The organism is Mesorhizobium sp. B3-2-1 (genome assembly GCF_006439515.1).
Classification (GTDB): Bacteria; Pseudomonadota; Alphaproteobacteria; order Rhizobiales; family Rhizobiaceae; genus Mesorhizobium.
The window spans coordinates 83,377-102,388 of sequence record NZ_VFTI01000026.1; the positions used below are offsets into that span (position 1 = coordinate 83,377).

Sequence of the window (19,012 nt, forward strand, 5' to 3'; positions counted from 1 at the left end):
GTCGTGACGGCGAGGGCAGGCTGGTGCGGCTGGCCGCCTCCCACGCCGACAGGCTGGGTCGCGACCGCTTTGTCGGCTGGCTGCGCGAGGCCATTATGGCGCGCCTCGCGCCCGCGGCGATCATTTTCGTGCCGAGCGCCGGCGGCATCAGCCACAATCCGCGCGAACATACCGCCGATGCCGAGCTTGTCGCCGGCGCCAACATCCTGCTTGATGTCGTCGCCCGCCTTGCGGATCAGGAGATGTCAGGCAATGGCTGAAATCGATCGCGATGCGCTGAAGCTGGAGATGACCGGATGGCGGCGCGATCTGCACGCGCACCCCGAATTCGGCTTCGAGGAGAAGCGCACCGCGGCCTTCGTCGCGGCCAAGCTGCGCGAGTTCGGCCTGGATGATGTCGCCGAGGGTGTCGGCGGCACCGGCGTCGTCGGCACTTTGAAGCGCGGCAGCGGCAACCGCGCCATCGCACTGCGGGCCGACATGGATGCACTGCGCATATCGGAGCAATCGACCGCACCATACCGCTCCGGCAATCCCGGTCTCATGCATGCCTGCGGCCATGACGGCCATACGGCGATGCTGCTGGGTGCCGCCAGGCTCCTGGCCGGGGAGGGCGGTTTCGACGGCACCGTGCGTTTCATCTTCCAGCCGGCGGAGGAATGGGGAAAAGGCGCGTTGGCGATGCTCGACGATGGCCTGATGCAGCGCTTTCCCTTCGACGAGATATTTGGCCTGCACAACATGCCGGGCCCGCCCGTCGGGCATTTCGAAACCCGCGCCGGCCCGGTCATGTCGGCCGAAGATATCTTCGAGATCGTGCTCAGGGGGGTGGGCGGCCACGCTGCGCGGCCGCATTCGGGTCAGGAAACGCTGGTTGCCGCCTGTGCGCTGGTCACCAGCCTGCAGACCATCGTCTCGCGCCGGCTGAGCCCGGCTGACATTTCCGTGGTTTCGGTGACCGAACTGGTCACCGACGGCACCCGCAACGCACTGCCGGGCCTTGCCCGAATCCTTGGCGACGCGCGCAGTTTCCGCCCCGAGGTCAGCGCCGAAATCGAACGCCAGATGCGCATTATCGCCGAAGGCATCGCTGCCGCCTACAATGTTGCCGCCGAAGTCAACTACACCAGGGAATTCGTGCCTTTGCGCAACGATGCCGAACTGGTCGAAGCAGCCTTCGCGGCCGCCGGGACCGTGTTCGAGCCCGGCAATATCGCGGTCGCCCGCGAGCCGATGACGGCGTCGGAGGATTTCGCCCGCTTCCTCGACCACGTGCCGGGCTGCTTCGTCTTCCTCGGCAATGGCGAGGCCTCGGCACCGCTTCACAATTCCAGCTACGACTTCAACGATGACGGGCTGTTATTCGGCGTCAATTTCCATGTCGCCATCGCCAGGCAGCGGCTTGGGACCTGAACCCTCGGGCCCTTTTCGCGGCATTTTACGGGGGGAAAACGCCCGGGAAAGGCTGAAATCCTTGATCTCGCATGACGCAGCGGCAAGACTCAGCTAGCCTCCCTCGCGCGGCGGACCTGATATCCGCCTGGCCGGCGCTATCAGACTACCTCCCAAGCGGCGCCGGCCTTCTTCTTTGCGCTAAATTAGCTTTCGTTAAATTTAGAATGCTCGCGCTTGGCGGAGGTTAGGGTTTTGCTGCCATGACTGCGGCAGGCTTTTGGTGTGCTGCGGGTGCGTGGATGCGCGGGCGGAGCTGGATAAAGGCGTTGCGTCAGGATGAAGCGCAACAGGTGCGCGCGCGGATCACTGAACTCGAACAAAACTTGACCGCTGCCTCGGCCCAGACACGACAGTTGCGCCAGGACGCAGGCCACGAATTGCGCAATGCCAAGTTCCGCCTCGAGCGCCTCGAGGAATGCATCGCGGAAATGCGTTGAAGGCGCTATCGTCTTGCGCTGGACACCAGCGCGAGGATCGTTCCCAGCTTTTTTCATCGCCACCTCCTTCAACCTCGGAACGAAGCGGTGCCGGTTTGATTGCGGCGATTGCGCCGAGGGAACAAAACGACCAGCCTCAGGTTGACCCAGCGAAGGAGGACCGCCCAAATGATCCGCTTGCTTCTGGTTGGCACGCTGGCCTTTGTCGCTTACCGTCTCGCCCGCAAGATGATCGACGAGGTACCCGACAGTGTCGATCCGCTCTTGCTGCCGGCGCCCGCAAACGATCGCGAGGCGCTGCGCCGGCAGTCCGCGTCGATGGGCGTTGACCCTAAGCGCTGACCTTCCTGTCTCGCCGAACTGGCGGCGTTGCTTCTCTGTTGCGAACAAAGCGGAAACGATGCTTGATGGGCGATGAACCTCGCCGCCCATGATTCGACCTTTTTGGAACAGACCGTCCAGCCAGCCTATCTCGCCCGGCTGAACGACGCCCAGCGCCAGGCCGTCGAACATGGCGACGGCAAGATCGCGGGGCCGCTGCTGGTCATTGCCGGCGCCGGCTCGGGCAAGACCAACACGCTGGCGCACCGCGTCGCGCATCTGATCGTCAAGGGAGCCGACCCGCGCCGCATCCTGCTGATGACGTTTTCGCGGCGCGCCGCATCCGAAATGGCCAGGCGCGTCGAGCGCATCGCCGGCGAGGTGCTCGGTCGCGATGCCGCGGTGATCACGGATGCGCTGACCTGGGCCGGCACTTTTCATGGTATCGGTGCGCGGCTGTTGCGCGATTATGCACTGGAGATCGGTCTCGATCCGGCCTTCACCATCCATGATCGCGAGGATTCCGCCGATCTGATGAATCTCGTGCGCCACGAACTCGGTTTCTCCAGGACGGAAGCGCGCTTTCCAACCAAAGGCACCTGCCTTGCCATCTATTCTCGCGCCGTCAACGCGCAGGCGCCGCTCGGTGAGGTGCTGGGGTCTGCCTTCCCCTGGTGCGCCGGCTGGGCAGAACAGCTCAAGCAGCTGTTTGCGGGCTATGTCGAGGCCAAGCAGGCGCAGAACGTGCTCGATTACGACGATCTGCTGCTCTACTGGGCGCAGATGACGGCCGAGCCTGAAATCGCCACGCATCTGGGCGGGCGTTTCGACCATGTGCTGGTCGACGAATACCAGGACACCAACCGGCTGCAGGCGTCGATCCTGCTTGCGCTGAAACCCGACGGCGCCGGGCTGACCGTGGTCGGCGACGACGCGCAGTCGATCTATTCGTTCCGCGCCGCTGAGGTGCGCAACATCCTCGATTTTCCAAAGCAGTTCGCCCGGACCGCCGATGTGGTGATGCTGGAGCGTAATTACCGCTCGACCGAGACCATTCTGGCGGCCGCCAATGCGGTCATCGGCGAAGCCTCGGAGCGCTTCACCAAGAACCTGTGGTCGGAACGCAAATCCGCCGACAAGCCAAGACTTGTGACCGTTCGTGACGAGGTCGAGCAAGCCAACTTCGTCTGCGACACCATCCTGGCGGAGCGCGAGGCCGGTACCGCGCTGAAGTCACAGGCGGTGCTGTTTCGCGCCTCGCACCACAGCGGGCCGCTGGAGATAGAGCTGACGCGGCGCAACATTCCCTTCGTCAAGTTCGGTGGCCTGAAATTCCTTGATGCGGCCCATGTCAAGGACGTGCTGGCAGTGCTGCGCTTTGCCGAAAATCCGCGCGACCGTGTCGCCGGTTTTCGCGTGCTGCAGCTTTTGCCGGGCATCGGCCCTTCGGCCGCCGCGCAGATCGTCGAAGCCATGACGTCGGCGCTGGACGAGGCGATGGGCCTGGCCGGCTGGCGTCCGCCGCAGCGCGCCGCGGACGACTGGCCGGGTTTTGTCTCGCTCTATTCCGGCTTGCGGGCCGGCGCCAAATGGCCAGCCGATCTCGAACAGGTCAGGCTGTGGTACGAACCGCATCTGGAGCGCATCCACGAGGATGCGATCACGCGCCGGGCGGATCTGCTGCAACTCGAGCAGATCGGGTCGGGCTATGCCTCGCGCGAACGCTTCCTGACCGAGCTGACGCTCGACCCGCCGGACGCAACCAGCGACCAGGCCGGGCCGCCGCATCGCGACGAGGACTATCTGATCCTGTCCACCATCCACTCGGCCAAGGGGCAAGAGTGGAAGAACGTCTTCGTGCTCAACACGGTCGACGGGTGCATCCCGGCAGATCTCGGCGTCGGCACCAAGGAGGATATCGAGGAGGAGCGCCGGCTGCTCTACGTGGCGATGACACGAGCCAAGGACAGCCTCAACCTGGTCATGCCGCAGCGCTTCTTTCCGCACGGCCAGGCGGCGCGCGGCGACCGTCATCTCTATGCCTCGCGCACCCGTTTCATCCCGCCCTCCATCCTTGCCGCGTTCCAGCAGCTTTCGTGGCCGGCCGCGCAAGCGGCGCAGGGCAGGGCACAACGGCCGGAGGTGCGCGTCGACATCGGCGCGCGCATGCGCGGCATGTGGAAATAGCGGGAGCCGATGTCGCAGCCCCCGATCAGGATCGCCATCGCTGGCGCGCTCGGCCGCATGGGCCGCCAGATGGCGGACGCCGTGCGGGCCGATGCGCGTCTGGCGCTTGCCGCCCGCTTTCACCGGCTAGGCAGTGTCGGCGATGGGCTGGTGAGCCGCGACGAGGCACTTGCCGTGGCCGACGTGGTCATCGACTTCACCACGCCGGCCGCCTCCGTCGATCTGGCCGGCTTCTGTGGCGAGCGCGGCGGTCCAGCGCTGGTGATTGGCTCGACGGGTTTCGATGCCGCCGAGTTGGCCACCATCGCGGCCGCCGCTGAGACCGTCGCCATCGTGCGGTCCGGCAGCTTCTCGCTTGGGCTCAACATGCTGGTCGGATTGGTCGGGCGGGCAGCGCGGGCACTCGGCCCGCAAGACTGGGATGCCGAGATTTTCGAGGCGCATCATCGCCACAAGGTCGATGCGCCGTCGGGCACGGCGCTGATGCTGGGGCAAGCCGTTGCCGGTGGACGCGGCGTCGAACTGGACACGGTTGCCAGGCGCGTCCGTGACGGCGTCACCGGCGCGCGGCCGGCTGGCGAGATCGGCTTCGCGGTGGCGCGCGGCGGCAGCATCGTCGGCGAGCACAGCGTCAGCTTCTGCGCCGAGGGCGAGACCGTCACCGTGTCGCATGCGGCTGGCGACCGCATCATGTTCGCGCGTGGCGCCATCGCCGCAGCACTCTGGGTGGCAGGCCGTGCCCCCGGCGAATACGACATGGGCGATGTGCTGGGGCAGAGCGCTCGGTCGTGACGCTGCGAACCGATTTTTTTGCCTCGCGGCTGAAAGCCAGCTGAAAGCTTGGGCATGTCATGACAGTTTTGCGGTGTCACCGCATGTCCGGCCCACGACGGTCGGCGAGGGAGGAATGCGGCGCGGCTTCACAGCGCGTCGCCTAAATGGAGGAAGTTTTGTGACCGGTTTCATCTCGAAGCGTGCCTTGCGCACCGCCGCCTTGACGCTTGCCATCACCGCCACGGGCGCCACAGGCGCTACGGTGGCATCGGCGGCCGACGAAAAGATTTCCATCATGGTGGGTGGCTATGAAAAGCAGATCTATCTGCCCGCCAAGCTCACCGAAGCCCTGGGCTATTTCAAGGACGAGGGCCTCGACGTCGAGTTGCTGAACGAACCGGCCGGCGTCGACGCCGAAAACGAAATGCTGGCCGGCGCCGTGCAAGGCGTTGTCGGCTTCTACGATCATTGCATCGACCTGCAGGCCAAAGGCAAATTCGTCGAGTCCATTGTCCAGTTCAGCCAGGCGCCCGGCGAGGTCGAACTGGTTTCGACGAAGCATCCCGAAATCAAGTCGCCGGCCGATTTCAAGGGCATGAACCTTGGTGTCACCGGTCTCGGCTCCTCGACAAACTTCCTGACGGAATACCTTGCCGTGAAGAACGGCTTGAAGCTGGGTGAATTCACCTCGATCCCCGTCGGCGCCGGCGATACGTTCATCGCCGCGATGCAACAGGACAAGATCCAGGCGGGTATGACGACCGAACCGACCATCACCCGGCTGCTCAAGACGGGTGAAGCCAAAGTCCTTATCGACATGCGTACGATAGAAGGCACCAAAGCCGCGCTCGGCGGCACGTACCCGGCCGCCTCTCTCTACATGCAGACAGATTGGGTCGAGGCCCACAAGGATGTGGTGCAGAAGCTGGCCAATGCTTTCGTCAAGACGCAGAAATTCATCAATACCCATAGCGGCGCTGAAATCGCCGACAAGATGCCGAAGGACTACTACGTCGGCGACAAGGAAGGTTATGTGAAGGCCCTCGATGCCGGCAAGGCGATGTTCACCGCCGACGGCACAATGCCCGAGGGCGGCCCCGAGACGGTGCTGACTGTGCTGTCGGCCTTCAAGAAGGAACTGCAAGGCAAGCAGATCGATCTGTCGAAAACCTACACGACGGAATTCGTCAAGAACGCGAAGTAACCCGTCTGCCGGCGCGATGCACCGCATCGTGCCGGCAATCGTCTGGTTTTCCATGTCCAGCGGCCCTGGCCGATGGCGGTTCTTCGTTCGAACCCGGAGTTAGCCCAGCATGGCACAAGAAAAAAGCGCACCGGCAATCGAGCTGATCAATGTCAGCCGCCGCTTCCTGTCACCAACCGGCAAGTCGCTGACCGCGATCCGTGAATTCACCATGACCGTAGAGCGGGGCGAATTCGTCGCCGTCGTCGGCCCGACCGGCTGCGGAAAGTCCACCACCCTCAACCTCGTCACCGGATTGGCGAGCCCAAGCGCGGGCGAGGTCCGGGTCATGGGCGCGCCCGTCAAGGGCATCGATTCCCGCATCGGCTTCGTCTTTCAAAGCGACGCGCTGTTTCCATGGCGCACGGTGATCGAGAACGTCATGGCCGGGCCGCTCTTCCGTGGCAGGGCCAAGGCAGACGCGATGGCGGCGGCGCGCGACTGGCTTGCGCGCGTCGGCCTGGCGCGCTTCGAACATCACTATCCGCACCAGCTCTCCGGCGGCATGCGCAAGCGCGTGGCACTGGCGCAGACCTTCATCAATGGCCCCGAGATTCTGCTGATGGACGAGCCGTTTTCCGCGCTCGACGTGCAGACGCGTGTTCTCATGCACGAGGAACTGCTGCGTCTTTGGTCCGAAGCCAAGGCCTCGGTCGTTTTCGTTACCCACGACCTTGAGGAAGCAATAGCGCTGGCCGACAAAGTCTACGTGCTGACCGCCGGGCCGGCGACTGTGAAGTCGGTCTACACGATCGACCTGCCGCGCCCGCGCGTCGTCGCCGACATCCGCTACGAGCAAAGCTTCATCGACTATTCGCGCACCATCTGGGCCGATCTCAAGGAAGAGGTCGAGACCAGCTATGCCCGCGCTGCCGCGTGAGGGAGGATACAATGACCGATGCCGCCATCGACATCAGGGCAGGAGGCTTCAGGCCAGGAACCTCAGACGCCGAAATAGAAGCCGCAGCCGCCAAGGCCGCGCAGCATCGCCGCCGCACGGTGATCTTCTGGCGGTATGCCATCCTCATCGTCTTCCTCGCCGCCTGGGAAATCGCCGGGCGCAAGGCCTGGATCGATCCGTTCTTCTACGCCACGCCAAGCGCGATCGCGCAAAGGCTCTATGAGTGGATGACGGAAGGCACGTCCGAAGGGCCGCTCTGGTACCATCTCTATGTCACGATGGAGGAGTCCGTCCTCGGCTTCGTCACAGGCTCGGTTGCCGGCATCCTCATCGGCGTCGCGCTTGGCCGCAACCGCATGGCCGCCGACATCTTTTCCATCTACATCAAGGTGATCAACTCCATCCCTCGCGTGGTGCTGGCGCCGATCTTCATCATGATCCTTGGCCTTGGCCTCGCTTCGAAAGTGGCGCTGGCCTTCGTCATGGTGTTCTTCGTCGTCTTCCACAACGCCTTCCAGGGCGTGCGCGAGGCAGATCGTGCGATGATCGCCAATGCCCGTATCCTCGGCGCCTCCGACTGGCAGCTGACCCGTTCGGTGATCGTGCCGTCGGCGATGAGCTGGATCTTCGCCAGCCTGCACGTCAGCTTCGGCTTCGCCATCATCGGCGCCATCGTCGGCGAGTTCGTCGGCTCACGCTACGGCATCGGGCTCTTGATCAACATCGCCAAGGGTTCCTTCGATGCCGCAGGCATGTATGCCGCGATCGTCATCATCATGGTGGTGGCGCTGGGCGCGGAATATCTGATGACCATGGTCGAGAACCGGCTGGCGAAATGGCGTCCGCAGCCTTTGCACGAGACGCAGTAAGCAGATCCGACCGGGCAAGGCCCTTAGCCGCCGGCCAATGGCAGACGCACCTCGACCACCAGGCCGCCGGCCGCGCCATCCGCAAGGGTGACGCGGCCGCTGGCATTTTCCACCACCTCGCGCACGATGGCGAGTCCGAGGCCGCTGCCTTCGTCGGTCGCGCCGGCCAGCCGGTAGAAGCGCTCGAAGACATGGTCGCGCTCGTCGGCGGGTATGCCTGGCCCGTCGTCGGTGACCGTCAGCACGGCCTCGCCATCGGCGGCGGCGATCTTGACGGTGACGGTGCCGCCTGCCGGTGTGTAGCGCAGCGCGTTGTCGACGAGGTTGACGATCATCTCCCGCAGCATCGTACCGTCGCCGATGACCGGTACGGCGCCAGTCTCATCGAGACCGAGATCGATGTTGCGATCGATGGCCCTCGGCGCATGGGTTTCCAGCACTTGGCGTGCGGCTTGCGTCAGGTCGATGCGGTCGGCGCGCGGTCGCCGGCTGCCTGGTTCAGCGCGCGACAAGGTCAGGAGCTGCTCGGCCAGCCGCGCCAACCGGGCGGAGCTTGCCTGCAGGGCGACAAGCGCTTCGCGGCGTGCATCGACAGCGGTTTCGCGTAGCGCGTAGCTCGCTTGCGTCGACAACAGCGCCAGCGGCGTGCGCAGTTGATGCGCGGCATTGGCGATGAAACGGCGCTGCGCCGCCATCTGCGCCCGCACCCGTTCCATATAGGCGTTGAGTGCATCGACCAGCGGTCGGATTTCGCTCTGCGCACCGGCGACTTCGATGGGATCGAGTTCGCTGCGTTTCGGGGAACGCACCGCGTCGCGCAGCCTGATGAGTGGCGCCAGCCCTCGCCGCAGGCCGAGCAGCACGAAGACGCCGGCAATCGCCACCAGCGCCAGTTGCTGGGTGAAGGCGCTGAACCAGAGACGCCGCACCATCGCGTCGTGACCGAAAAGCGTGACGCCGACGGTGACGGATATCGGCGAGTCTTCGCCGGCGCCGACCACCGCGTGCGTAAAGGTCAGCAGCCGCAGCGCCTGGTCGCGATAGGTCGCTTCCATACTGGGGTGTCCGGGCGTGTTGGGCAGCCCGGGATAGCCGGTCAACAGCCGTCCCCCCGCGGCTTCGACACCGTAGTAGACCCTGTCGCGGTCGCCGGTGTCGAACATCTCGAGCGCTGCCGGCGGCACCGTGGCGTTGATCACTCCGTCGGTCATTGTGACCTGCTCGGCGATCATCCGTGCCGATCCGACCAGCATGCGGTCGGTGACCAAATCGGCGGTCGCCAGAGCGTTGCGCTGGCTGGTCCACAGATTGATGGTCGCAAGCCCGGCGAGGGGGAGCACGACCCAGGCCAGCAATTGCAGGCGCAGGCTGTTAGTCCTCATGGCGCCAAATCCTCATGACGCCAGATCATCGTGGCGCAAGAGATAGCCGAGACCACGCAAAGTTGTGATCTGGACGCGCGAGCCTTCAAGCTTCTTGCGCACACGATGCACATAGATCTCGATGGCGCTTGGATCGGCATCGGTCTCGAAATCATAGATCGCCGCGGACAAGGCGGCCTTGCTCACCGTGCGTCCCGCCTTGATCATCAATTGCTCGAGCACGGCATGTTCGCGCGGCGTCAATGCGAGTGTCTCGCCGCTCAGCGAGAACAGCCTGGTGTTGGTGTCGAAGACGAGGTCGCCGCAGGCAACTACGGGGGCCTTCCGGTCATTGGCGCGGCGCAGTTGGACGCGGATGCGTGCTTCGAGCTCTTCGATCTGGAAGGGCTTCGCCAGATAGTCGTCGGCGCCTTCGTTGAGGCCTTTAACCCGGCCATCGAGGCTGGCATTGGCGGTCAGTACGATCACCGGCACCCGGTTGCCACGCGTTCGCAGCATGCGCAGCACTTCCAGTCCGCCCATGCGAGGCAGCGCAAGATCGAGAATGACAAGCGCGTGGTCGCCGGCGGCAAGCGCATGCTCGACATCCTCGCCGTCATGGACGATGTCGACGACGTAGTTCGCCTGGCGCAAGGTCTTGCCCAGCCAGTCCGCCAGTTCGCGATTGTCCTCCACAAGCAGCAATCGCATGTCTATTGCCGTTCCAGCATCCGCCCGCTTTCGGTCTCAACGGGCCGTCTCGGGCTCGATCGTCGATCCCGTTCGCCAATGGGATCCGAAATGATCGATAGTATCGATCGCAACACAAGGCAAATGCGGCTTGGCCACGGCCGGCGACGGTTTTTCGCCGGCTCAGATGCCCTTCAGGACACTAATCGAACCGAACGGTTCGGTTCTAGTTGACGGATTGTACCGCAAATGGTGAACAATAGTCCCCGATCTGCCGACGTTTGCATCCGAGGGCTCAACGCTAATGGGTTGAAAACGTTTGATAAATCAGATCTTAAATGCTGCAATGCAATATGCATTGTCCATAATATGACGAAATACTGCAAAGCCGGTGCGACTGGTAATCCCAGAAGGCCTTCCCCATCTGGGAGTGGTCCGAGCGACACGAAATCCTCCCAAGGGCACGCCACTAGACGGACAGAACAAAGAAATTCTGGAGTAAATAAATGACCAAGATCGCTCTTACCGCTGCTGCTATCCTCGTTGCCACGGGCACGGCTTTTGCCGGCAGCGACAACTACGGCTCCAACAACGCCAACCAGCCGGTTGCCACCCAGTCGACCTCCAACGTCGACACCCTCCGCACCGGTTCGATCCTGAAGACGGACAAGGCGCAGGCTGACGCCAATGCCAAGGTTCCGGCTCAGTCGGGCCAGGGCATCTGGGGCCGCTAATCCTTCAAGCATCGCGTGATGACAAAGAGCGATGGGCCTGGCCCGCCGCTCTTGTTTTTTGGATGAGCCCAGGGCGTTGGTCTTATCAGCCGATCTTCGCAGTCGGCAAAAAAATCTCACGTTCAGGAATAAACCCAGGCTGCTTCTGGTCCTCTCCTCAGCGGAACCGTCCTCCCAAGACGCCGCCCAACGGATGAACCAGGAGATTGAAATGAACAGACTTGCTCTCGCCACCGCCGCTATCCTCATCGCAACCGGAGGTGCGTTCGCCGGCAGCGACCACTATGGCTCCGACAATGCCAACCAGCCGGTCGCCCCGGTCGCCGGCGTGGATCACACCGTCACCGGCGCCGTCGACAGCAACACGAATATGACCGCGCACAAGGCTGCCGACACCAAGATGAAGCCCGCAACCGACTGGCCGGAGCCCGGCCAGGGCATCTGGGGCAACTGATGTCAGGGAGGCGGCAGGTCTGGTCTGTCGCACCCGCCAGGATTTCTAGCTCAGCTCCTTCGGCCGCAGGCAATGTGTCAGCCGCGCGGACGTCAGGCCGGACCAGTCATCTTCAAGGACGAAGCGCGCGAGAGCCGCTGTCGGAAACTTTTCCTCGAGCCTCTTGCGCGCCTTCGCCTCCGATCCCGGTCCGGCAAGTTGTTTTGCCAGGTCCTCAAGCCCTGGATTGTGGCCGAGAACCACCAGGCAGCCGCTCGACGGGTCTGCTTTGCGTATCTCGCTCAGAATATCCGCCGCTGAAGCATCGTAGAGCGCCTCGGCGAACGCGACCCGGGGATGCACGGGCAGTTCCGCGGCGACCAGCCGCCACGTATCGCGGGCGCGCATCGCCGGCGACACCAATGCCAGGTCCGCAAGCCACCCGCGCGCGGCAAGCTCGCGGCCGATCAATCGGGCTGCCGTCAACCCACGTTCATCGAGCGGCCGGTCAAAATCATCGAGGTCAGGATCGTCCCAGCTCGATTTGGCGTGGCGTAAGAGGAGCAGCTGTTTCATCGGCATTGCTCAGGACCAGGAAATGTCGGCATTGAAATCCTTGCCATGTCCCCCACCATACCTCGCGCCCGTGGTAGCATCAAAGGCCGCCGCCAAGGTGCCGAAGATGAACAGGCCTACAAATTGCTCGTTCCGATCCCACCTAACGGCGACATCTGCCTCGGTGATCGCCCACGCGCCTGATTGAATATGAATGCTGGCGACGATCGGTCCAAACGCCTGGCCCTTGATCTCGCTCAGATAGAAATAGGCCGTAGCGTTTTGTGGTCCATCGGTCTCATCGTATTCGAAGACACCGGCAAGATCACCTTTTGTTCGAATTGCGCTGTCAAAGATATCCAAGGGGTTCGATCCTAAAGCAGCGTCGAGACATCGCGCGCACCATGCACGATGCGCACGATTTCGATCTGTCCTCCGGATGGGCGATAGAGGATTAGATAGTTGCCAATGGTCAATGCTCTGGCGTCGACGCTGATTCCGGGTCTGCGAGGTCCAGATTCGGGAAAGGCAGCAAGCTGCTGGATGCGCTCGGCGATAGCATCCAGAAAATGGTCTGCGGCACGCGGGCTGCCCTCGGCGATGGCAAGCCAGATATCGACAAGATCATTTTCCGCCGCCGGGCTGCGGATGATCGGCATTCTTGCCACAGGCTATTTCTTGGCGGCGTCAACGAGCCGGCCGCGGGCCTTCCGCTTGATGTCCTCGACATCAAAAGCAGAAAATGGACCGCTCTCCAGCCCCTCCGTCCAAGCCTTGCGCAATCGCTCCACTTCGGCTTCGCGAAGCGGCTGGCGCAGGCGCCACTCGCGCAGCGCCTCGCGGATCACTTCGCTTGCCGATCCATAGCGACCGCTGCCGACGGCGTCTTTGACCATCTCCAGCAATTCAGGGGAAAGCGCTACGCTGACTTTCTCGACTGTCGTCATTGAACTTGTCTCCTTGATTGGAAAGTAGCAATATTTGCTACCATCCTCAAGGTTAGGGCGTGATCCGCGCCAGATGCTCGAGATCGGCTTCCTCGCGCAGCGGGTCGGGCGCCATCACCATCGAGGTGCCGTTGTCGGCATCGTCGGCGAAGTGGGCAAGCACGGCGCGGCCCGCCTCCATGCGCGCCTTGCCTTCGGCCACCAGCCCCAGCGCCAGCGGATAGAGCCGATGCTCGGCCTTCAGCACCCGGGCAGCCAGCGTATCGGCATTGTCGCCGACCATCACCGGCACCGCCGCCTGGGCGATGATCGGGCCGTCATCCATCTCGGATGTCACGAAATGAACCGTGCAGCCATGGATGCGGATGCCGGCGGCCAGCGCGCGGGTATGGGTATCGAGCCCTTTGAAGGCCGGCAGCAGGGCAGGGTGGATGTTGATCATGCGGCCCTGCCATTTCTGGACAAAGCCGGGGGTCAGGATGCGCATATAGCCGGCCAGCGCCACGATCTCGGCGTTGAAGGCCGCGAGTGCCGCGTCGATCGCTGCGTCATGCGCCTGCTTGCTGCCGTGGTCGGCGCGGGAAATGACCTGTGTGGCGATGCCGCGTGCCCTGGCGATGACGAGGCCGGCGGCGTCCGCCTTGTCGGAGATGACGCCGACGATCTCGGCCGGGAAGGCCGGGTCGCTGGCCGCCGCGATCAGCGCGGTCATGTTGGAGCCGCGCCCCGAAATCAGAACGACTGTGCGTTTCCTCCGCGCGCTCATAGGCCGATCGAGCCACGATAGATGACGCCGGCGTCGCGGCGCGGCACGATGCGGCCGATTGGCGTCACCGTCTCGCCAGCCTCCTGCAGCACTGCTGCGACCTGCGCCGCCTGGCCCGAAGCGACAGCCAAAATCATGCCGATACCGCAGTTGAAAGTGCGCATCATCTCCTCCGGCGCCACGCCGCCGGTCTTGGCCAGCCAGGAGAACACGGGCGGCACGTCGATGGCTTCGAGATCGAGCTCGGCCGAGAAATCCTTGGGCAGCACGCGCGGGATGTTTTCCGGGAAGCCGCCGCCAGTGATGTGCGCCAGCGCCTTGATGCCATGCGTGTTGCGGATCGCCTTGAGGAGCGATTTCACATAGATGCGGGTCGGCTCGAGCAGCGCCTCGGCCAGCGTTGCCTCGTCGTTGAACGGCGCCGGATCGCTCCACGCCAGGCCGCTGGCGGCAACGATGCGGCGCACCAGGGAAAAACCGTTGGAATGAACGCCGGAGGAGGCAAGGCCGAGCAGCACGTCGCCCTCGACGATGTCGTCGGTCGGCAAAAGCTGCCCGCGTTCGGCCGCGCCCACCGCAAAGCCGGCAAGGTCATAGTCCTTGCCGTGATACATGCCGGGCATTTCGGCGGTCTCGCCGCCGATCAGCGCGCAGCCGGCCTGCCGGCAACCCTGCGCGATGCCGCCGACGATCGCGGCGCCCTGGTCGGGATCGAGTTTGCCGGTGGCGAAATAGTCGAGGAAGAACAACGGCTCCGCGCCCTGCACGACGATGTCGTTGACGCACATGGCGACGAGGTCGATGCCGATGGTGTCGTGTTTTCCCGCATCGATGGCGATCTTGAGTTTGGTGCCGACACCGTCATTGGCGGCGACCAGCACCGGATCGGTGAAACCGGCCGCCTTGAGATCGAACAGGCCGCCGAAGCCGCCGATCTCGCCATCCGCGCCTGGCCGGCGCGTCGCGCGCACCAGCGGCTTGATCTTCTCCACCATGAGATTGCCGGCATCGATGTCGACGCCGGCCTCGGCATAGGTGAGCCCGTTTCTGCGCTTGGCCGTTTTGTTCTGGCCCGTTTTATGCTGGCCGGTTTCGCGCTTGCTCATCGCAATGTTCCTGCTCGTTTGCGGGCTCTTCGCATGAACGGTTTCGGTCCGCAAGGATAACGGCCGAACCGGGCGCCGTTTGGTTGACAAAAGCGTGGATAGCCGGCGCATCGCACGCTGCGTCTGCTGCTGGCCCATCCTGCTTCTCCCTTGCCTCGGCCTTCCATCTCCCTCATCTATCTCGAGGCATAATACGGCGGGACAATGCGTTGACCATCCCCAACCTGATCACCATCCTGCGCTTTGTGCTGGTGCCTGCCGTGGTGCTGGCCATGTTGCAGGCGCGTTGGGAATGGGCTTTTGCCGGCTTCGTCGTTGCCGGCGTTTCCGACGGCGTCGACGGCTTCATCGCCCGCCGCTTCAACCAGCAGTCCAGATTCGGCGCCTATCTCGATCCGATCGCCGACAAGCTGCTTTTGGTTTCAGTGTTCATCGTCATGGGCTTCATCGGGCAATTGCCGCTGTGGCTGGTCGTCACCATGGTGTCGCGCGACGCGCTGATCGTGTGCGCGGTCCTGTTGTCCACGGTGATCGGCCATCCGGTCGAGATAAAACCGTTTCTGGTGTCGAAGGCCAATACCGCCATACAGATCGTGCTGGCGGCGGTTGTGCTGGGCGAACTCGCCTTTGCCGTCCATCTCGACCCTCTGCGGCCCAACCTCATATTGCTGTCCGGGGTCTTGACCGTGGCTTCGGCCGCGGCCTATCTCGTGGCTTGGCTGAGGCATATGAGCGGCTATGGCGAAGGCGGTAAACCGGGCTGACAAGCCCAACGACAGCAAGGCTGCCCGCAAGCCGGCCGCCCGCAAAACGGTGGCGCGGGACAAGACCGTCGACGACCAGATGGTCGTCGTCGTGCCGGCCGGCGAGACGGCGGCGGAGGCCGAGGCGTCGGCCACGTTCCGCCGGCAGATCTTCTTCTGGCTGGCGGGTGCCGCGATCCTGGCGCTTTTTCTTTATGTCTTCAGCGCCATCCTGCTGCCCTTCGTCGCCGGCATGGTGCTTGCCTATTTTCTCGATCCGGTCGCCGACCGGCTGCAGCGGCTCGGCCTCAGCCGCTTCATGGCGACGGTGGTCATCCTCGTCGCCTTCCTGATCGTGCTGGTGCTGGCCTTCGTCATCCTCATTCCGGTGCTGGCGACGCAGATGGCTGATTTCGCCGGCAAGCTGCCGGAATACCTGACCCGGCTGCAAGGCCTGATCACCTCCTTTGATCCGAAATGGCTGGAACAGAAATTCGGCGTCAACGCCAATGGTCTGCGCGACGGGTTGAACTCGTTGCTGACCTCGGGCTTCGGCCTGCTCACCACGGTTTTCACCTCGATCTGGAGTTCGGGCGTGGCGCTGGTCTCGGTGGTCAGCCTGTTCGTGGTGACGCCCGTGGTTGCCTTCTACATGCTGCTCGACTGGGATCGCATGGTGGCGGTCATCGACAGCTGGGTGCCGCGCGACAACGTGGCGACGGTGCGCGCCATCGCGCGCGATATCAACACCGCGACCGCCGGCTTCGTGCGCGGGCAGGGCACGCTCTGCCTTGTGCTGGCCGCCATGTATGCCACCGGCCTGACGCTGACGGGGCTGAACTTCGCCATCCTCATCGGACTGTTCGCCGGGCTGATCTCCTTCATCCCCTATGTCGGCTCATTGACCGGGCTGGTGCTGGCCGTCGGCGTTGCCTTCGTCCAGTTCTGGCCGGACTGGACGATGATCGTCGCCGTTGCCGTGGTCTTCTTTATCGGCCAGTTCATCGAAGGCAACATCCTGCAGCCCAGGCTGGTCGGCAAAAGCGTCGGTCTGCATCCGGTGTGGCTCATGTTCGCGCTGTTCGCCTTCGGCGCGCTGTTCGGTTTTGTCGGGCTTTTGATTGCCGTTCCGGCGTCCGCGGCGGTAGCCGTCCTGGTGCGGTTTGCCATCGCCCGCTATCTGGAATCGCCACTCTACAAGGGCCATGCAACAGAATCAGCGCCGCCATTGCCGGCCGATCGCGGTGGCGGCCATCGCACGCAACCGCGTCGCTGAAGTGACCGCCCAGCGAACAGATCCGCCGCGCCAGCTGCCGCTCGATCTCGGCCACGGCACCGGTTACTCGCGCGACGAGTTGGTCGTCTCCGGCACCAACAACCAGGCGGCCGCGCTGGTCGACCGCTGGCCGGATTGGCCAGCACCAGTGGTGGTGCTGGCGGGCCCGGCTGGTTCGGGCAAAACGCATCTGGCCTCGATCTGGCGTGCCCGCGCCAATGCGCTGGCCCTCGACGTCGGGCGCATGGGTGACAGCATCGCCAATCTCGGCGCGCGGCCGGCGCTGATCGACGATATCGATAACGGCGTGGTCGATGAGCAAGGCCTGTTTCATTTGATCAATGCCGTGCGCGGCGCCGGCTCGACGCTGCTTTTGACGGCGCGGCGCTTTCCGTCGGCCTGGGGCGTCAAGCTACCCGATCTCGCCTCGCGGCTGAAGGCGGCGGCAACCGTCGAGATCCACGAGCCCGACGATCTCTTGCTCGCCGGCGTCATCACCAAGCTGTTCGCCGACCGGCAGGTCGAGGTCGAGCCGCATGTCGTGCAGTATCTGGTGCGGCGCATCGAACGTTCGCTGGCAACCGCGATGCGTGTGGTGGAGCGCCTGGATCGCACCGCGCTGGAGCGCAAGATGCCGATCACAAGGGCGCTGGCCGCCGAGGTCGTGAGCGCCATGGACGAGGGGCAGGGCGAATTCGAGATTTGATGGCTTCAGTGTTCCAGCGCTTCTCCGTCTCGACCCGAGTCCCGTTTTGGGAAACAAGACTGGCACAGGTCTTGCTGCGTGAGCTTGCCGGCTGACCCCGGTCCTGATTGCGTTCCAAATCAGGTTGTAGGCTCGCCGGGATGAGGCGGTTGGGGTTCTCGCCCGGCGAGCTTGCCTTCCTTGAATACCGCTCGCCGGGAAATGGCACTGTCAGCCAATGAGCTTGCGGCCAATCACAGCCACATTCTGACGAAATGCCGGACCAACAGGTAGACGGCGGAATGCGCCGCGATATAACAGGCCGCGACCAGCACGAACATCCCGATGCTGGCAGGCCAGGAACGGGAAGCGGCCATGCCCGGAACCAGCTTGGCTTGCCTGCGGCTCTCTCGATTGTTCCACATCGCCAGCGCCGCACAGGCGATTGCCCACGCCGCCATGAACGGAATCGCCACGCCCGCATAGGCAAAATAGGCCGGCCCGAACAGCGACACCCATGCATCGATCCCAAACACCGCAAATCCCCCGTTTGCCGGAGTTTAAGCCGGCAATGGCGAGGGAAGCGAGCCGGAAATGGTGAAACCCCGGTGCGGGCCTAAGCCCTTCGGTGCCATCGGTATCGCACTTTGAAGAGAAATGGTCGGAGTGGAGAGATTCGAACTCCCGACCCTCTGGTCCCAAACCAGATGCGCTACCAGCCTGCGCTACACTCCGAACGGTCTGTTGCCTATTCATTTCGGTGTTACATGGCAAGTGCAAAAACCTTGCCGCCGGTGCCAATGCGCAGTAATGACGGCCTAGAGGCGGCGATGCCGCCTTGCACAACAAAGAGGTGGCCATGTCCGCGCGCATTTTCAGCCCAGCCAAAACCGCGATGCAGTCCGGCAAGGCCAAGACCGGCCATTGGGTGCTGGAATTCGATCCTGAGATGCGCAAGAAGATCGACCCGCTGATGGGCTACACCACGTCGGGAGACATGAGAAGCCAGATCAGGCTTACCTTCGACACGCGCGAAGAGGCGGTCGCCTACGCCGAAAAGGAAGGGCTTGCCTTCCGTGTCGAAGAACCGAAAGAGACCAAGCGCCGCCAGATTTCCTATGCGGAGAATTTCCGCTATGACCGCAGGACACCCTGGACGCATTGACCGGCGGCCAGTGCCAAGTATTTCAGCCGGCCCGTTGGCCGGCCAGCGGTCCCGTAGCTCAGCTGGATAGAGCACCGGCCTTCTAAGCCGATGGTCACAGGTTCGAATCCTGTCGGGATCGCCAGCATTTCAATGGCTTACGCCGCATGACCTCACGGGTCAGCCATTCCTCACCCTCGGCTGCCAGTGTCGCAACGCCGTGCGGCGAAAGCCTGGAACGGGAGCCTCAGGTCCGTTCGCGCGGCGGCCCTGGAATTATTTCGTGATCTGCCCGGTTGGAACTTCGGCCAAAACCATGCGTTCGGGGGCTTGTATTCGCGGGTCCTCATATAATGCGATGGGGACCGGCGGGGTGGGGCAACAC

23 protein-coding genes, 2 tRNA genes and 1 pseudogene are annotated in these 19,012 nt (G+C 63.6%); 15 read left to right on the forward strand and 11 right to left on the reverse strand.

Going from position 1 to position 19,012, the window contains the following annotated elements; all coding sequences use genetic code 11:
- Window positions 1-86: 86 nt before the first annotated feature.
- Window positions 87-260 (forward strand): annotated as a pseudogene (locus tag FJW08_RS33065) (Zn-dependent hydrolase); the annotation flags it as partial.
- Window positions 253-1,413 (forward strand): M20 aminoacylase family protein, encoded by a 1,161-nt coding sequence (locus tag FJW08_RS24070; RefSeq protein WP_140812570.1) that lies wholly within the window; start codon window positions 253-255, stop codon window positions 1,411-1,413. The pseudogene FJW08_RS33065 and the gene FJW08_RS24070, both read left to right, overlap by 8 nt.
- Before the next feature lie 185 nt (window positions 1,414-1,598).
- Here FJW08_RS24070 and FJW08_RS32510 read toward each other — a convergent pair whose 3' ends face one another.
- Complete coding sequence (locus FJW08_RS32510) at window positions 1,599-1,949, reverse strand: hypothetical protein (RefSeq protein WP_181183032.1); 351 nt, start codon at window positions 1,947-1,949, stop codon at window positions 1,599-1,601.
- 111 nt (window positions 1,950-2,060) lie between these two features.
- On the opposite strand from FJW08_RS32510, the gene FJW08_RS32515 reads away from it, so the two are divergent.
- The 6 genes from FJW08_RS32515 (at window position 2,061) to FJW08_RS24100 (ending at window position 8,187) form a co-directional block, all read left to right on the forward strand.
- A complete protein-coding gene (locus FJW08_RS32515; RefSeq protein ID WP_181183033.1) occupies window positions 2,061-2,234 on the forward strand; it encodes a hypothetical protein in 174 nt (57 codons plus the stop codon).
- 72 nt (window positions 2,235-2,306) lie between these two features.
- A complete protein-coding gene (locus FJW08_RS24080) occupies window positions 2,307-4,400 on the forward strand; it encodes an ATP-dependent helicase (RefSeq protein ID WP_140812571.1) in 2,094 nt (697 codons plus the stop codon).
- A gap of 9 nt (window positions 4,401-4,409) precedes the next feature.
- On the forward strand, window positions 4,410-5,192 hold the full coding sequence (gene dapB, locus FJW08_RS24085) for a 4-hydroxy-tetrahydrodipicolinate reductase (protein WP_140812572.1): 783 nt from the start codon (window positions 4,410-4,412) through the stop codon (window positions 5,190-5,192).
- A 160-nt stretch (window positions 5,193-5,352) separates the two neighbouring features.
- A complete protein-coding gene (locus FJW08_RS24090; protein WP_140761935.1) occupies window positions 5,353-6,378 on the forward strand; it encodes an ABC transporter substrate-binding protein in 1,026 nt (341 codons plus the stop codon).
- 109 nt (window positions 6,379-6,487) lie between these two features.
- Window positions 6,488-7,297, forward strand: a complete 810-nt coding sequence (locus FJW08_RS24095; RefSeq protein WP_140812573.1) for an ABC transporter ATP-binding protein — start codon at window positions 6,488-6,490, stop codon at window positions 7,295-7,297.
- Between the two features lie 11 nt (window positions 7,298-7,308).
- The gene (locus tag FJW08_RS24100; protein WP_140812574.1) at window positions 7,309-8,187 is read left to right on the forward strand and encodes an ABC transporter permease; all 879 of its coding nucleotides are present in this window, start codon (window positions 7,309-7,311) and stop codon (window positions 8,185-8,187) included.
- 23 nt (window positions 8,188-8,210) lie between these two features.
- Here FJW08_RS24100 and FJW08_RS24105 read toward each other — a convergent pair whose 3' ends face one another.
- Both FJW08_RS24105 and FJW08_RS24110 read right to left on the reverse strand, forming a co-directional pair.
- A complete protein-coding gene (locus FJW08_RS24105) occupies window positions 8,211-9,569 on the reverse strand; it encodes a sensor histidine kinase (RefSeq protein ID WP_140812575.1) in 1,359 nt (452 codons plus the stop codon).
- Between the two features lie 12 nt (window positions 9,570-9,581).
- Window positions 9,582-10,259 carry a response regulator gene (locus tag FJW08_RS24110; protein ID WP_140761924.1) on the reverse strand — a complete coding sequence of 226 codons (678 nt, stop codon included), beginning with the start codon at window positions 10,257-10,259 and terminating at the stop codon, window positions 9,582-9,584.
- Window positions 10,260-10,744: 485 nt separating this feature from the next.
- On the opposite strand from FJW08_RS24110, the gene FJW08_RS24115 reads away from it, so the two are divergent.
- Entirely contained in the window at window positions 10,745-10,972 is a 228-nt protein-coding gene (locus tag FJW08_RS24115; RefSeq protein ID WP_140761921.1) for a DUF680 domain-containing protein, read from the forward strand.
- 211 nt (window positions 10,973-11,183) lie between these two features.
- Window positions 11,184-11,426, forward strand: coding sequence for a DUF680 domain-containing protein (locus tag FJW08_RS24120; RefSeq protein WP_140812576.1), 243 nt, complete (start codon window positions 11,184-11,186; stop codon window positions 11,424-11,426).
- A 45-nt stretch (window positions 11,427-11,471) separates the two neighbouring features.
- Here the strand turns inward: FJW08_RS24120 and FJW08_RS24125 are convergent, their stop codons facing one another.
- Genes FJW08_RS24125 through purM form a run of 6 tightly spaced genes read right to left on the reverse strand, consistent with a single transcriptional unit; the run spans window position 11,472 to window position 14,779 of the window.
- On the reverse strand, window positions 11,472-11,981 hold the full coding sequence (locus FJW08_RS24125) for a histidine phosphatase family protein (protein ID WP_140812589.1): 510 nt from the start codon (window positions 11,979-11,981) through the stop codon (window positions 11,472-11,474).
- Between the two features lie 9 nt (window positions 11,982-11,990).
- Window positions 11,991-12,323, reverse strand: a complete 333-nt coding sequence (locus FJW08_RS24130) for a hypothetical protein (protein ID WP_140812577.1) — start codon at window positions 12,321-12,323, stop codon at window positions 11,991-11,993.
- Between the two features lie 11 nt (window positions 12,324-12,334).
- Entirely contained in the window at window positions 12,335-12,619 is a 285-nt protein-coding gene (locus FJW08_RS24135) for a type II toxin-antitoxin system RelE/ParE family toxin (protein ID WP_140812578.1), read from the reverse strand.
- Window positions 12,620-12,631: 12 nt separating this feature from the next.
- Window positions 12,632-12,907, reverse strand: a complete 276-nt coding sequence (locus tag FJW08_RS24140; RefSeq protein ID WP_140812579.1) for a type II toxin-antitoxin system ParD family antitoxin — start codon at window positions 12,905-12,907, stop codon at window positions 12,632-12,634.
- A 52-nt stretch (window positions 12,908-12,959) separates the two neighbouring features.
- Entirely contained in the window at window positions 12,960-13,673 is a 714-nt protein-coding gene (gene purN / locus FJW08_RS24145; protein WP_140812580.1) for a phosphoribosylglycinamide formyltransferase, read from the reverse strand.
- Window positions 13,670-14,779 carry a phosphoribosylformylglycinamidine cyclo-ligase gene (gene purM, locus FJW08_RS24150; RefSeq protein WP_140812581.1) on the reverse strand — a complete coding sequence of 370 codons (1,110 nt, stop codon included), beginning with the start codon at window positions 14,777-14,779 and terminating at the stop codon, window positions 13,670-13,672. Before purM ends, purN begins: the two co-directional genes overlap by 4 nt.
- Before the next feature lie 209 nt (window positions 14,780-14,988).
- Here purM and FJW08_RS24155 point away from each other — a divergent pair, with 209 nt between their 5' ends.
- The 3 genes from FJW08_RS24155 (at window position 14,989) to hdaA (ending at window position 17,504) form a co-directional block, all read left to right on the forward strand.
- Window positions 14,989-15,543, forward strand: coding sequence for a CDP-alcohol phosphatidyltransferase family protein (locus FJW08_RS24155; RefSeq protein ID WP_140812582.1), 555 nt, complete (start codon window positions 14,989-14,991; stop codon window positions 15,541-15,543).
- Between the two features lie 79 nt (window positions 15,544-15,622).
- Window positions 15,623-16,798 carry an AI-2E family transporter gene (locus FJW08_RS24160; RefSeq protein WP_140812591.1) on the forward strand — a complete coding sequence of 392 codons (1,176 nt, stop codon included), beginning with the start codon at window positions 15,623-15,625 and terminating at the stop codon, window positions 16,796-16,798.
- A 1-nt stretch (window position 16,799) separates the two neighbouring features.
- Window positions 16,800-17,504, forward strand: a complete 705-nt coding sequence (hdaA, locus tag FJW08_RS24165; RefSeq protein WP_140812590.1) for a DnaA regulatory inactivator HdaA — start codon at window positions 16,800-16,802, stop codon at window positions 17,502-17,504.
- Between the two features lie 233 nt (window positions 17,505-17,737).
- On the opposite strand, the gene FJW08_RS24170 is transcribed toward hdaA, so the two are convergent.
- Together FJW08_RS24170 and FJW08_RS24175 are read right to left on the reverse strand one after the other, a co-directional pair.
- Window positions 17,738-17,998 (reverse strand): hypothetical protein, encoded by a 261-nt coding sequence (locus tag FJW08_RS24170; protein ID WP_227791882.1) that lies wholly within the window; start codon window positions 17,996-17,998, stop codon window positions 17,738-17,740.
- A gap of 143 nt (window positions 17,999-18,141) precedes the next feature.
- Window positions 18,142-18,218, reverse strand: a tRNA-Pro gene (locus tag FJW08_RS24175).
- A 124-nt stretch (window positions 18,219-18,342) separates the two neighbouring features.
- On the opposite strand from FJW08_RS24175, the gene FJW08_RS24180 reads away from it, so the two are divergent.
- Window positions 18,343-18,648, forward strand: a complete 306-nt coding sequence (locus FJW08_RS24180) for an ETC complex I subunit (RefSeq protein ID WP_015318428.1) — start codon at window positions 18,343-18,345, stop codon at window positions 18,646-18,648.
- A 47-nt stretch (window positions 18,649-18,695) separates the two neighbouring features.
- Window positions 18,696-18,772: transfer RNA gene (locus FJW08_RS24185), tRNA-Arg, on the forward strand.
- Window positions 18,773-19,012 lie beyond the last annotated feature (240 nt).